The sequence below is a fragment of the Tardiphaga sp. 866_E4_N1_4 genome (genome assembly GCF_052076075.1).
Lineage (GTDB): Bacteria > Pseudomonadota > Alphaproteobacteria > Rhizobiales > Xanthobacteraceae > Tardiphaga > Tardiphaga robiniae.
The window spans coordinates 4,231,896-4,244,848 of record NZ_CP197242.1; the positions used below are offsets into that span (position 1 = coordinate 4,231,896).

Here is a 12,953-nt window from a genome sequence, read left to right on the forward strand (position 1 = left end):
GCTTATAGCTGGGCGAAACAGGATCGCGAAACAAGGGCGGCAATGGGACCGGGGCCTGCACGGCCAAGGTCTTGGTAAACCTCCCTTAATATTGCCGCTGAGCGAAAGATGCCGACATGTCCAAGAGCCTGATCGATCTGATCGATATCCTCGATCTCGAGACCATCGAGGTGAACATGTTCCGCGGGCGCAGCCCGAAAACGCGCTGGCAGCGGGTGTTCGGCGGCCAGGTGATCGGCCAGGCCATGGTGGCTTCGTGCCGCACCGTCGAAGGCCGCATGCCGCATTCGCTGCATTGTTATTTCATTCTGCCCGGCGACCCGCAGATTCCGATCGTCTACGAGGTCGAGCGCCTGCGCGATGGCAAGAGCTATTCGACCCGGCGTGTCACCGCGATCCAGCATGGCCACGCGATCTTCTCGATGATGGTGTCGTTCCACGCCGAGGAGGAGGACTCCTTCAACCACCAGGATCCGATGCCGGACGTGCCGCCGCCGGACAAGCTCACTGCGGAAGAGCTGTCGAAACATCCGATCATCGAGAAGATGCCCGATTTCATCCGCCGCTATTACGAGTCCGATCGCCCGATCGAGCTGCGTCCGGTGGAATTCCAGCGTTATGCTGGCGAGAAGATTCCGGAGGGGCGGATTAATTTCTGGATTCGTACCGCCGCGAAGCTGCCGGACGATCCGGCGCTCCATATGTGCGCGCTGGCCTATGCGTCGGACTTTTCGCTGCTCGATTCCATCATGGCCCGCTATGGCCGCACTTTGTTCGACGGTCAGGCGATGGCGGCCAGTCTCGATCACGCCATGTGGTTTCACCGCCCGTTTCGCGCCGACGAATGGCTGCTCTACAGTCAGGATTCGCCGAGCGCCCAGAACGGTCGCGGCCTCGCGCGCGGCCTGATCTTCAAGCCCGACGGCACGCTGGTGGCGACCGTGGCGCAGGAAGGCTCAGTGCGCGAGCGCCGCGAGAAGCCAGCGACGTAAGTTGCTCCGCTTCCAGCCGTGAATCCCGCTTCGCCGTCTTGGCGTGCAAACGGCCCGCCCCGAAGGCAGGGTCGCCGCCCAATTTCCACGCGCCATGCCAACGGGGATGGCATAAAGCTGTCTGATTGCGTAAGCAGGGTCGTACACCGCCCCCGAAGAGGAAGCCTGCATGAAGCTCGTGGTCGCGATCATCAAACCCTTCAAGCTCGATGAAGTGCGTCAGGCTCTGACGGCCATCGGCGTCCACGGCATGACGGTGACCGAAGTGAAGGGCTATGGCCGGCAGAAGGGCCATACCGAGATGTATCGCGGCGCCGAGTATATTGTGAACTTCCTGCCCAAACTGCGCCTCGAAATCGCTGTGGCGTCCGACCTCGCGGCCAAGGCGGTCGAGGTCATCTCCACCGGAGCCCGGACCGGCCAGATCGGCGACGGCAAGATCTTCGTAACCCCGATCGACCACGCCCTGCGTATCCGCACCGGCGAGACCGACAGCGACGCGCTTTAGGCAATAAGCCAGCGCCCACTGGGCTTTCAGCCAGAACTGCTCTCACAGTCCGCTCGAATACGCCCGAAGGGCTCTACGGTCTTGCCCGGTTGAACCATGTCAATTCCACGCGCGCCAGTTGGAAGGCCTGCAGATTAGACAATTTCGAGTTTTTTGCCTCGGATTGACGTATTTGGGCACCTCTGGGCTGCCCGCCGCCTAAGCAGGAATATGTCGAGAGCCTGTCATGCTTCCATTTTGGGCAGGATTGGCTAGAGTTTGGGCGCGACCGAATAGCGCACTCTGTCTCATCACGTGAGAAACGCGAAAAGCTGGGGATTCATAAACCGTTAGAGAATTCCGCCGATCTGGCACGGCATTTGATTCTATCTGGTCTGGCTGTGCCCGCGTAGTGAACTTCTCCGCGTGGTGAACCTCAGTCGAGATCGCCCGGTCGGTTTTCGGTCGGGCCCAAGCGGGGATAGGACCCATGAAAATTGTTATGGCGATCATCAAGCCATTCAAGCTTGAGGAAGTCCGTGATGCCCTGACCGCCATTGGCGTTCATGGTTTGACGGTGACGGAAGTCAAAGGATATGGCCGGCAGAAGGGCCATACGGAAATTTATCGCGGCGCTGAATATGCGGTGAGCTTCCTGCCCAAGATCAAGATCGAGGTGGCTGTCGCTTCCGATCAGGTCGACAAGACCATCGAAGCCATCACCACGGCCGCCAAGACCGGCCAGATCGGCGACGGCAAGATCTTCGTCATCAACCTCGACCACGCGGTTCGCATCCGCACCGGCGAGGCCGATGCTGCAGCCCTCTAAGTCGAATTCCTCGGATTTCGCGCTCACCCATTCTTCAATCAGGAGTCAAACACAATGACGTTTAAGCGTCCCTCTGGCGCGGGATTGGCGGCACTCGCCGTTGGCCTGTTCGCCGCAACTGCGGCTTACGCCGATCCGACGGTCAACAAGGGCGATAACGCCTGGATGATGACCTCGACGGTGCTGGTTCTGTTGATGACCGTCCCGGGCCTCGCCCTGTTCTACGGCGGCCTCGTTCGCTCCAAGAACATGCTCTCTGTGTTGATGCAGGTCCTCTACACCGCTTGCATCGTGATGGTGATCTGGGCTCTCTACGGCTACAGCATCACGTTCACTGGCGGTTCGGCCTATATCGGTGGTTTCTCGAAGGCGTTCCTCGCCGGCGTGACGCCTGACTCGATGGCTGCTTCGTTCACCGCAGACGCCAACATCTCGGAACTCGTCTACTTCTGCTTCCAGATGACCTTTGCCGCCATTACCCCCGGCCTGATCGTCGGCGCCTTCGCAGAACGCACCAAGTTCGCCGCGATTGCACTGTTCATCCCGCTCTGGGTGACGTTGATCTACTTCCCGATCGCGCACATGGTCTGGTACTGGGCTGGTCCGGACGCCATCGTTGCAGCCGCCAAGGCTGTTGCGGCCGCGGCTCCCGATGCGAAGGCTGCGGCTCAGGCCAAGCTTGACGAAGTCATGGCCGATGCCGGCCAGGTGTTCCTGTGGGGCGCTCTCGACTTCGCTGGCGGCACCGTCGTTCACATCAACGCCGGCATTGCCGGCCTCGTGGGCTGCCTGATCATCGGCAAGCGCACCGGCTACGGCAAGGAGCTGATGGCTCCGCATTCGCTGACCATGACCATGATCGGCGCGTCCCTGCTGTGGGTTGGCTGGTTCGGCTTCAACGTCGGTTCGAACCTCGAAGCCTCGGGCACTGCCGCTCTCGCGATGACCAACACCTTCCTCGCAACTGCGGTTGCGGCGATGGCCTGGATGTTCGCGGAGTGGATGACCAAGGGTCACCCGTCGCTGCTCGGCGCAGCATCGGGCGCGGTTGCCGGCCTCGTCGCCGTCACCCCGGCTTGCGGCTTCTCGGGCCCGATGGGCGCGATGGTTCTCGGTCTGGTCGCAGGCGTCGTCTGCCTGTTCTTCTGCACCGTCGTGAAGAACTCGCTCGGCTATGACGACTCGCTCGATGTGTTCGGCGTCCATTGCGTCGGCGGCATCATCGGCGCGCTCGGCACCGGCATCCTGGTCAACCCGGCCCTCGGCGGAACGGGCGTCATGGACTACGTCGCCGGCAAGATCGGCGACTACGACATGGTCACCCAGATGATCGCGCAGTGTAAGGCTGTCGCGACCACGCTGGTGTGGTCGGGCGTCGGTTCGGCGATCCTGTTCAAGGTCGTCGACGTGATCGTCGGTCTCCGCGTCAATGTTGAAGTCGAGCGCGAAGGCCTCGACGTCACCGAGCACACCGAACGCGCCTACAACATGTAAGCGTCACGAGCCATCCCGGATCATCGATCCGGGATGGCTCACAAAGGGATCGGTTGGGGCACTACCCGGCAATGTCCCAACCGTCGAAGGGCTCCAGCGCAAGCTGGGGCCTTTCACTTTTTGGGGTGCCATTCTGATCCCGGCGTAGGCCTGGACGGCCGCTGAACGCGTGATAGCAAGGCCGGCCCCTCGATGGTTAATCGCGTCTTAACCTCGCCGTATCTATGGTGGTTTGATCCCATTTCGGCCGATCTCATGGGGCGATCGGCTGCCTTGAAAGTACTGGCGTTTTCCTGATGGCACTCACCGCTCCTCCTTCCGCGGCGCAAGGCGCTGGCAGCCGGACCTCGGCTGGGCCCGATGGCGAGCGTTCGCCGTTTGCGCGGCTGACGGAATTGCTGGCGCCGTATCAGCCCGGCCAACCGCTGATCACTCTGTCGTTGGGCGAACCGCAGCACCCGGTGCCGGATTTCGTCGGACCGGTCCTCGCCAAACACACCGCCGATTTCGGCCGCTATCCGATCGCCAAGGGCATTGAGCCGTTCCGTCGCGCCGCCGCGACGTGGATGGGTACGCGCTTCAATCTCCCGCGCGACCTCGATCCGGAAACCGAAGTGCTGGTGCTGAACGGCAGCCGTGAAGGCCTGTTCTTCGCCGCGATCACGGCCGCGCGCTTTGTCGGCCCGCGCAAAGGCACGCCGGCGATCCTGCTGCCAAATCCGTTCTATCCAGCCTACGGCGCCGGTGCGCGCGCCGCGGGTTGCGAGCCGATCTTCATGCCGACCACAGTGGCCAACGGCTTCCTTCCCGATCTCGACGCACTCGATGAGGCCACGCTGGCGCGCACGGTGGCGATGTACGTCGCATCCCCGGCCAACCCGCAAGGCGCCGTCGCGACGCCCGCTTACTTCAAGAAGCTGCACGACCTCGCGCTGCGCTACGGTTTCATCGTGCTATCAGACGAATGCTATTCGGAAATCTACACGCAGGCCGCGCCCGGCAGCATGCTGGCGTCAGCCGGACCCGACTATGCCAATGTCGTTGCGTTTCAGTCGCTGTCTAAGCGCTCGAACCTGCCCGGCATGCGCGTCGGCTTCGTCGCCGGCGACAAGAAATTCCTGAGCGCGTTTCACGAATTGCGCAATGTGGCCGCGCCGCAAGTGCCGGTACCGCTGCAGCAGGTCGCGGTTGCCGCCTATAGCGACGAAGCACATGTGGAAGAGAATCGCAGGCTCTACCGCTTGAAGTTCGATCTTGCGGATCAGATCCTCGGCAATCGCTACGGCTACAAGCGACCGGCCGGAGGCTTCTGTCTGTGGCTCGATGTCTCCGCATATGGCGGCGACGAAGAGGCAACCGTGAGACTGTATCGCGACGGCGGCGTGCGCGTAGTGCCCGGAAGTTATCTGGCGCGCCCGCAGGCCGACGGCAGCAATCCCGGCGCCGGCTATATTCGTTTGGCCATGGTGCAGGACAGTGAAACGACAGCCGAGGCTTTGCATCGGCTGGTGAAGATTTTGAATTGAAGATCCTGGATTGATGCAGGGCGCATGAGCACTCCGGTATGAGCACCACGATCGAACGCGTCATTCCTCTGGTCGGCCATCTGCCCGCGTCGATTCGCGAGATGCTGGGACGACGGCTGCGTGAACTGGCGGGCTTTGGCCTGGTCTGCGCCGCAGGTGTCGCGGCCGCAGCGATGATGACCTGGTCCGTGCAGGACCCGAGCCTGAGCCATGCCACCTCGCGTGCGATCCGCAATGTCGCCGGTTATCCCGGCGCGATCGGTGCCGATCTGTTGATGCAGATCCTCGGCCTCGGCGCGATCATGATGATTCTCACCATCGCTGTCTGGGGCTGGCGGATGATGACGCATCGGCATTTCGATCGCGAAGCGCTGCGCATCGGTTGCTGGGTCCTTTGCACCATCATCGCATCAGGCTTTGCCAGCTGCTGGCAGCATGGCGGGTCGTGGCCCCTGCCGACCGGCGTCGGTGGCGTGGTCGGCGACGCGCTGTTTCGCGCGCCCGCGGTCGTATTTGGCCCTGTCGGCTTCATCTATCGATTCGTCCTCGGCTTTATTCTCTGCGCGGCGATGATCGTGACCTTCTTCATCGCCTGCGGTTATGGCGCGCAGGCGAAGGAAGAGTTTGCCGAGATCGACATCGAGGAAGACGACGAGCCATTCGAGGAAGACGAAACCCGCGATCGCAGCTCGATCTCGGTCTCGCTTGGCTGGGCCGCGCATGCCGTGATGAGCGCGAAGGCGCGTCTCGGCCGGTTTCTCTCGCTGGTCTATGGCAAGATGGTTGCAAGCGAGCCCAAGGTGCGCGCGGCATCCTTCGAACGTCAGGAACCGAACCTCGGCGGTCGTCGTAACAGCCCGTCAATTGCGCCGCGCGACGAAGACGAGAGCGATCACGACGAGGACGAAGAGCACGACTACGAGGAAGAAGAAGAGGAAGAGGAGCCCGCCCCGAAGGCGCGCAAGAAATCCTCGGCCAAGGAGCCGGTGCGCAAATCCAACGGCAAGTTCGAACTGCCCTCCGTCGGCATGCTCACCGCGCCGAAGGCCGCGGATCGCAAGCCGCTCAGCAAGGCCGAACTTGAAGCCAATTCGCGGGCGCTGGAAGGCGTGCTGCAGGACTTCGGCGTGCGCGGTGAAATCGTCAAAGCCAATCCCGGCCCCGTCGTCACGCTGTACGAACTCGAACCCGCACCCGGCATCAAGTCGTCGCGCGTGATCGGCCTTGCCGACGACATCGCACGCTCCATGAGCGCGCTGTCCGCCCGCGTCGCCGTCGTCCCCGGTCGCAACGCCATCGGCATCGAGCTGCCGAACGCCCATCGCGAAAACGTCTACTTGCGCGAACTGCTGACCGTGCAGGACACCAATGACGGCAGCATCAAGCTCCCGCTCTGCCTCGGCAAGAATATCGGCGGCGAGTCCATCATCATCGATCTTGCGCGCACCCCGCATATGCTGATCGCCGGTACCACCGGATCGGGCAAGTCGGTCGCTATCAACACCATGATTCTCAGCCTGGTCTACCGGCTGCGGCCGGATCAGTGCCGCCTGATCATGGTCGACCCGAAGATGCTCGAACTGTCGGTCTATGACGGCATCCCGCATCTGCTGACGCCCGTCGTGACCGATCCGAAGAAGGCCGTGGTCGCACTGAAATGGGCTGTGCGCGAGATGGAAGAGCGCTACAAGCGCATGGCCAAGCTCGGCGTGCGCAATATCGACGGCTATAATGCGCGCCTCGTGGAAGCCAAGGCCAAGGGCGAGGAGCTCTCGCGCACCGTTCACACCGGCTTCGACAAGGAAACCGGCAAGGCGATCTACGAGGAAGAGAAACTCGATCTCGCGCCGTTGCCCTATATCGTCATCATTGTCGACGAAATGGCCGACCTGATGATGGTCGCCGGCAAGGACATCGAAGGCCTGGTGCAGCGCCTCGCGCAGATGGCACGTGCCGCCGGTCTCCACGTCGTCCTCGCGACGCAGCGTCCGTCGGTGGACGTCATCACCGGCACGATCAAGGCCAACTTCCCGACGCGCATTTCCTTCCAGGTCACGTCGAAGATCGACAGCCGCACCATCCTGGGCGAGATGGGCGCCGAGCAACTGCTCGGCCGTGGCGACATGCTCTATATGGCTGGCGGCGGCCGCATCTCGCGCGTACACGGTCCTTTCGTGTCGGACGAGGAAGTCGAGAAGGTGGTGCGCCACCTGAAGACGCAGGGCGAGCCGGAATATCTCGAGGCGGTCACCGCCGAAGAACCGGAAGAGGGCGAGGACGGAGCGGTATTCGATTCGACCGGCATGGGTGCCGATGGCGGTGGTGGCGATCTGTTCCAGCAAGCCGTTGCCATCGTGAAGCGCGACCGGAAGGCGTCGACCAGCTACATCCAGCGCCGGCTGCAGATCGGTTACAATCGCGCAGCGTCGTTGATAGAGCGCATGGAAAATGAAGGCATCGTCGGTCAACCCAACCATGCCGGTAAACGCGAGATTCTCATCGAAGAAGAGGAAAGCGGGTTCTGAGAGTTTGACCCTGCCAATGGACAATCCCGCTTTCGAGTCGCGAAATCGCCACAGCTCCGGGTTAGCGCCTGCGCTGGCGGCGCCAGCCGCGGCGGGGGCGCAAGAGACCACCGGCCGGACCGCAAAACCGGTACCCATTCTGACGCAAAGCGCGGTAAAATGCGCCGAACCCGCCGAGCAGGACGACGCCTTGATGAGACGCCCGACCCATCACGCCGCAGACCGGTCTTTCCTGCGCATCGGCGCAGCCGGCCTCGTCGCGACGTTTGTCGCCGCCATTGTGGCGCCCTCGGCCTATGCCCAGTCAATCCCCTTGCCGCGACCTGCACCGCAGGCGCGCAGCAATGGCAGTTTCCAGATGTCGGCCTCCGAGCCCCAGACCGTTCGGCCGCCAGTTGCAATCGCACCCAAGACATCGACGACGACATCCACGCCGCCGAATCCGATCATTCCGGATCCGCGCCGCAACGTTCCGGCCAGCATTTTCATGAGCTTCGACGCCAATCAAAAGGCGCAGGCGAGCAAAGTCAGCAGCTATCTGTCATCGCTCAGCAATCTGAGCGGTAACTTTGTTCAGGTGGGGCCAGACGGCAGCCGCACCACCGGCGACTTCTTCATCCAGAAGCCCGGCAAGGTCCGTTTCGAATATGATGCGCCGACGACCATCGCCATGGTGTCCGACGGCCAGTCGCTCGCCGTCCGCGATTCCAAGCTGGCAACCCAGGACATCTACCCGCTGTCGCAGACACCGTTGCGCTATCTGCTGTCCGATCGCATCGATCTGATGAAGGACACCAATGTGGTCGCCGTCAGCGCTGACGACCTCTATACGTCGGTGACCATTGAGGAAAAGAACGCGCTGGTCGGCACCTCGCGCCTGATGCTGATGGTCGGCACCAAGGATGGCCAGCTCAAGCAGTGGACCGTCACCGACCCGCAGGGCTATGACACCACGGTCGCGATCTACAATCTCGATACCGCGAAAAAGCCCGACCCGGGGCTGTTCAAGATCGACTTCACCAAGTATCCCACCAGCGGCGCGAATTAGTTTTCGCTGCAGGTGATGCCCTCATGATGAGCAGGCGCGCTTGCGCCGTCTCACCATCGGATTTCCATGCGTTTTTCCTTGACCACCTGGAATATCAATTCGGTGCGATTGCGCATCGACCTTGTCGCCAAGTTTCTCGAAGAGATGCAGCCGGATGTGCTGTGTCTGCAGGAAACCAAGTGCCCGGACGATGCCTTTCCGCTCAAGCGCTTCAAACAGCTCGGCTATGACCATGTCGTGCTGAACGGGCAGAAGGGCTATCACGGCGTCGCCATCGTCTCGAAACTTCCATTCGAGAGCAGCGACATCCGCGTGTTCTGCAACAATCTGGACTCACGCCACATCTCGGTATCGTTCGGCGAAAAGGCCGGCATGGCCGTGCCGCTGATCGTGCATGATTTCTATGTGCCTGCCGGCGGCGACGTTCCGGATCCGGACGTGAATGCGAAGTTTGCGCACAAGCTCTCGTTCCTCGACGAGATGAAGACCTGCGAGCCGCTGCATCCGCGCGGCGATGCGCGTCACATCCTGGTCGGCGATCTCAATGTGGCACCGCATGAGAATGACGTGTGGTCGCACAAGCAGATGCTGAAAATCGTGTCGCATACGCCGATCGAGTGCGAAAAGCTGCTCGCCGTGCAAAGCGAGGGCAACTGGATCGACGTCGCGCGCGAACGCATTCCACTGTCGGAAAAGATCTACACGTGGTGGAGCTACCGCGCCGCCGACTGGGCGGCGTCGAATCGGGGCCGCCGTCTCGATCACATCTGGGTGTCGTCCGCGCTGAAAGATTCGATCCGCGACTTCACCGTCACGTCAGATGCACGCGGCTGGGAGCGGCCGTCGGACCACGTACCGGTCACGACGGTGCTGGAGCTTTGATATCAGTTACTGGCTGAGCTTGGCGCCGATCAGCGTCACATCGCTGGCGAGTTGGCTGACGCGAGTCGCCATGTCGTCACGCAGACGGCGCGCGGCCGCGGGATCGCTGTCGAGCACGCGCTGAAACAGGCTGCGTGTGATCCGGATCGTGCTGGAATATTCCGTGGCGACCGCCGTCGATGGCCGCTGCATCGCTACCAGCAGTGCAAGTTCGCCTATCAATGTGCCGGGCCCCGCGATCACCTCATGATCGCTGCCATCGTCGAGGCTGATGCGGAATGCGCCGTTCTGGACGACATAGCCGCAATCGGCATCGTCGCCCTGCCGGAACAACACGGAGCCCCGCGCAAATTCCTGCTGTTCGGAGCCGATCGCGATCACGCGCAAAGCGGCGATACCCAACAGGCGCAATGTCGGGACGCGCTCAAGCAGGGCTACATCATCATCGATCGACATGTAGAACCGTGTGATCGGGACGCGCGAAGGAGGGCACCGAACAGCTAATGGCGAATCGGCTCCCCAATCGTATCACGGCACCAACTTGTAGCCACCGGCTTCCGTCACCAGGATTTCAGGATTGGCGGCGTCCTTCTCGATCTTCTGGCGCAGCCGATAGATATGCGTTTCCAGCGTGTGCGTGGTGACGCCGGAATTGTAGCCCCAGACTTCCTGCAGCAGCGTTTCGCGCGACACCGGCAACTGGCCGGCGCGGTACAGGAAGCGCAGAATCGCGGTTTCCTTCTCGGTCAGGCGGACCTTCTTGGCATTGGCGCCGGTGAGCATCTTGGAGCCGGGCCGGAAACTATAGGGACCGACGGTGAAGACAGCGTCTTCGCTGGCTTCGTGCTGACGGAGCTGCGCGCGAATACGCGCCAGCAGCACGGCGAAGCGGAACGGCTTGGCGACATAATCATTGGCGCCGGATTCCAGACCGAGAATGGTGTCGGAATCGGTGTCGTGGCCGGTCAGCATGATGATCGGCGCCTTGAAGCCACCCTTGCGCAAGCTGCGCACGACTTCGCGACCATCCGTGTCGGGCAGGCCAACATCCATCAGCACCAGATCGGGGGAATTGGCCTTGGCTGCAGTAGCGCCCTTGGCGCCGGTGTCGACAGCGGAGGCCTCGAACTCTTCGTGCAGCGACAGCTGCTCGACCAGCGCCTCGCGCAAATCAGTATCGTCATCCACGATCAAGATCTTGCGGGCATTGGGCATTGCGACAATCCTTTGAACGGCTGCGGCGGAGCGTTGTTCGCCGCGCTGAAACAGTGGGCCAGAAATCGTGACAGGCTTCGCCGTTAACGCATATTCTAGCGCAAAATCAGCGACATTCCCGGCGAATGTACTGCTGCAGCGCGAAATAGAACATTTGCGGTAAATAGCAAGGCGGAGTTCGCGATTCGGATGGGAAGTCTCGTTATTTCAGACACTTATCGAACAAGCTTGCGTGATCGACCGCTGACTATGGTTCACATTCGCGCGTCAGCCGGAGACAGACTCCGTGGATGGCTGACGACCGATCACACAACCATACCCGTCGCGCTCGGCCGCGGCGGAATCAAGGCGAACAAACGCGAAGGCGATGGCGGAACGCCGCGTGGGACGTTTCGCCCCATCCGGCTGTGGTGGCGGGCCGACCGCAATCCACGTCCGCGTAGCTTTCTGCCGATCCGCCCCATCACGCCGATGGATGGCTGGTGCGAGGATCCGTCTGATCGGCACTACAATCGACCGATCCGGCTCGATCGTGGAAGTGACGGCGACCGACTGGCCCGCGAGGATCATCTCTATGATTTCATCATCGAGATCGACCAGAACACCCGACCACGGATCGCAGGGCGAGGCAGTGCAGTGTTCCTGCATCTGGCCCGCCCGAAATTCGCGCCGACCGCGGGCTGCGTGGCCATGACCAAGCCAGCCATGCTGCGGCTGCTGGCCCGGATCGGACCGAAGACACGCATCGTCATTGGGTAGATCTGGTGCAGACTCCGTCTTCAAATTTTTCAGGCGAGGCGTGAAGATCTGACCGGGGATGAGAACGCCCCGGCCAGACCGATCGGTTACTCCGGCTTCTTATGCGAATCGTTATGCGGCGGGGCCTTCGGTCTCGCCGGCGGATGAGGAGCCGGATGAGTTGCAACGGGATGCGATGCTGGCCGCGCGGCGGCAACATGCGGCGGGGCCGGCGGTTTCGCGATAGCGGCCATCCTGGGCGCCGCCGGGTGCGAGGCGACAGGCGGCCTGATAGCAGGTGGCTTGGCTACCGCGTTCAGCGGTTTCGGCGGGACTGCACCATTGGTCGTCGCATGTGCGACGGCCGTCGGTGGCCCCTTGTTCTCAGGTGTTGCGTTCGCAACCGGCCTGTTTGCTGGCGGTTTGGCGCCGGTCGCAGGAAGTGCCGCGGGCACGGGCGTCGCCGCCGGCCGTGCGGCCGCCGACCCGACTTCCCGCGCTGCCACCACCCCTTTGCCGGTGAATTCACCCGGTTTGGCAGTCGCTGCAATCGCCGGATGCCCATGATTTTCCGACGCCAGCAGCGCTCTGTTGGTGCTCGCGATATGTTCGTGCTGGGTTTGCACGGTAGTCGCCGCGATGTGCGGTTGGTGCGCGACGGCCTGCTCTTGCGGCGTCGGCTGCGCGGTTGTGCCGCCAGCGCCGCCGTTAAAACTAACCCGTGTGATGTTGGTCGTATTGTTGACGATGGTCTGGTTGTAGACATTCGTCATCGCGACGCCGCCGAAATTGTTGACGGTCCGATTGTAGGCGAACACGCCGTTATTCCAGCGACCGCCACCATAACCGACGCCGCTATAGCCGTAGCCGTAATCGACGCCGCCATAGAAGCCGACATGGGTTCCCCAATAGCCAGCGTTCCAACCGTAATAGCCATCGTGCCAGCCCCAATAGCCCGGCGTCCACAACAGGCCGACCTGAGGCGGCTCGACCCAGGTGCCGGGCACCCAGTAGTAACCGTCCGGACCATAAGCCCAGAAGCCGGGCGTCCAGATATAGCCGGGCGCGGGAACGGCGGGCTGCTCGTAGACCGGCAGTTCCGGTGGAGCAATCGTGATGCTGATGATCTGCGCCATGGCAACGACCGGCATGGTGAACACGACCAGCGCGGCCAGAAGCCAGGTGGCGGAGCGAAAGTGTCGCATGTCTGTCCCTCT

General features: G+C 62.2%; 12 protein-coding genes. 9 read left to right on the forward strand and 3 right to left on the reverse strand.

The window, feature by feature from the left end; genetic code table 11:
* Positions 1-116 precede the first annotated feature (116 nt).
* From tesB to AB8B20_RS20520, 8 genes are all read left to right on the forward strand, one after another.
* The gene (gene tesB / locus AB8B20_RS20485) at positions 117-992 is read left to right on the forward strand and encodes an acyl-CoA thioesterase II (protein ID WP_089263153.1); all 876 of its coding nucleotides are present in this window, start codon (positions 117-119) and stop codon (positions 990-992) included.
* A 169-nt stretch (positions 993-1,161) separates the two neighbouring features.
* Positions 1,162-1,500: a P-II family nitrogen regulator gene (locus tag AB8B20_RS20490; protein WP_089263151.1), complete on the forward strand. Its 339-nt coding sequence runs from the start codon at positions 1,162-1,164 to the stop codon at positions 1,498-1,500.
* Between the two features lie 469 nt (positions 1,501-1,969).
* On the forward strand, positions 1,970-2,308 hold the full coding sequence (locus tag AB8B20_RS20495; protein ID WP_068730208.1) for a P-II family nitrogen regulator: 339 nt from the start codon (positions 1,970-1,972) through the stop codon (positions 2,306-2,308).
* Between the two features lie 54 nt (positions 2,309-2,362).
* A complete protein-coding gene (locus tag AB8B20_RS20500; protein ID WP_089263149.1) occupies positions 2,363-3,802 on the forward strand; it encodes an ammonium transporter in 1,440 nt (479 codons plus the stop codon).
* Positions 3,803-4,098: 296 nt separating this feature from the next.
* On the forward strand, positions 4,099-5,328 hold the full coding sequence (locus AB8B20_RS20505; protein ID WP_439074155.1) for an aminotransferase class I/II-fold pyridoxal phosphate-dependent enzyme: 1,230 nt from the start codon (positions 4,099-4,101) through the stop codon (positions 5,326-5,328).
* 38 nt (positions 5,329-5,366) lie between these two features.
* On the forward strand, positions 5,367-7,853 hold the full coding sequence (locus AB8B20_RS20510; protein WP_439074154.1) for a DNA translocase FtsK: 2,487 nt from the start codon (positions 5,367-5,369) through the stop codon (positions 7,851-7,853).
* Positions 7,854-8,046: 193 nt separating this feature from the next.
* Positions 8,047-8,901 (forward strand): outer membrane lipoprotein carrier protein LolA, encoded by an 855-nt coding sequence (locus AB8B20_RS20515; RefSeq protein WP_320446095.1) that lies wholly within the window; start codon positions 8,047-8,049, stop codon positions 8,899-8,901.
* 66 nt (positions 8,902-8,967) lie between these two features.
* Positions 8,968-9,783 carry an exodeoxyribonuclease III gene (locus AB8B20_RS20520; RefSeq protein ID WP_068730212.1) on the forward strand — a complete coding sequence of 272 codons (816 nt, stop codon included), beginning with the start codon at positions 8,968-8,970 and terminating at the stop codon, positions 9,781-9,783.
* A gap of 6 nt (positions 9,784-9,789) precedes the next feature.
* On the opposite strand, the gene AB8B20_RS20525 is transcribed toward AB8B20_RS20520, so the two are convergent.
* Positions 9,790-10,239 (reverse strand): cyclic nucleotide-binding domain-containing protein, encoded by a 450-nt coding sequence (locus AB8B20_RS20525; protein WP_093757793.1) that lies wholly within the window; start codon positions 10,237-10,239, stop codon positions 9,790-9,792.
* A gap of 72 nt (positions 10,240-10,311) precedes the next feature.
* Positions 10,312-10,998, reverse strand: a complete 687-nt coding sequence (locus AB8B20_RS20530) for a response regulator transcription factor (protein ID WP_068730214.1) — start codon at positions 10,996-10,998, stop codon at positions 10,312-10,314.
* A 249-nt stretch (positions 10,999-11,247) separates the two neighbouring features.
* Here AB8B20_RS20530 and AB8B20_RS20535 point away from each other — a divergent pair, with 249 nt between their 5' ends.
* Positions 11,248-11,757 carry a L,D-transpeptidase family protein gene (locus tag AB8B20_RS20535; RefSeq protein ID WP_439074153.1) on the forward strand — a complete coding sequence of 170 codons (510 nt, stop codon included), beginning with the start codon at positions 11,248-11,250 and terminating at the stop codon, positions 11,755-11,757.
* A gap of 86 nt (positions 11,758-11,843) precedes the next feature.
* Here AB8B20_RS20535 and AB8B20_RS20540 read toward each other — a convergent pair whose 3' ends face one another.
* Entirely contained in the window at positions 11,844-12,941 is a 1,098-nt protein-coding gene (locus tag AB8B20_RS20540; RefSeq protein ID WP_439074152.1) for a hypothetical protein, read from the reverse strand.
* Positions 12,942-12,953: the final 12 nt, after the last annotated feature.

Bases quoted from the DNA above. Each gene is read 5' to 3' on its own strand.
- tesB (WP_089263153.1), top strand. From the start codon at position 117: ATGTCCAAGAGCCTGATCGATCTGATCGATATCCTCGATCTCGAGACC.
- AB8B20_RS20490 (WP_089263151.1), top strand. From the start codon at position 1,162: ATGAAGCTCGTGGTCGCGATCATCAAACCCTTCAAGCTCGATGAAGTG.
- AB8B20_RS20495 (WP_068730208.1), top strand. From the start codon at position 1,970: ATGAAAATTGTTATGGCGATCATCAAGCCATTCAAGCTTGAGGAAGTC.
- AB8B20_RS20500 (WP_089263149.1), top strand. From the start codon at position 2,363: ATGACGTTTAAGCGTCCCTCTGGCGCGGGATTGGCGGCACTCGCCGTT.
- AB8B20_RS20505 (WP_439074155.1), top strand. From the start codon at position 4,099: ATGGCACTCACCGCTCCTCCTTCCGCGGCGCAAGGCGCTGGCAGCCGG.
- AB8B20_RS20510 (WP_439074154.1), top strand. From the start codon at position 5,367: ATGAGCACCACGATCGAACGCGTCATTCCTCTGGTCGGCCATCTGCCC.
- AB8B20_RS20515 (WP_320446095.1), top strand. From the start codon at position 8,047: ATGAGACGCCCGACCCATCACGCCGCAGACCGGTCTTTCCTGCGCATC.
- AB8B20_RS20520 (WP_068730212.1), top strand. From the start codon at position 8,968: ATGCGTTTTTCCTTGACCACCTGGAATATCAATTCGGTGCGATTGCGC.
- AB8B20_RS20525 (WP_093757793.1), bottom strand. From the start codon at position 10,239: ATGTCGATCGATGATGATGTAGCCCTGCTTGAGCGCGTCCCGACATTG.
- AB8B20_RS20530 (WP_068730214.1), bottom strand. From the start codon at position 10,998: ATGCCCAATGCCCGCAAGATCTTGATCGTGGATGACGATACTGATTTG.
- AB8B20_RS20535 (WP_439074153.1), top strand. From the start codon at position 11,248: ATGGTTCACATTCGCGCGTCAGCCGGAGACAGACTCCGTGGATGGCTG.
- AB8B20_RS20540 (WP_439074152.1), bottom strand. From the start codon at position 12,941: ATGCGACACTTTCGCTCCGCCACCTGGCTTCTGGCCGCGCTGGTCGTG.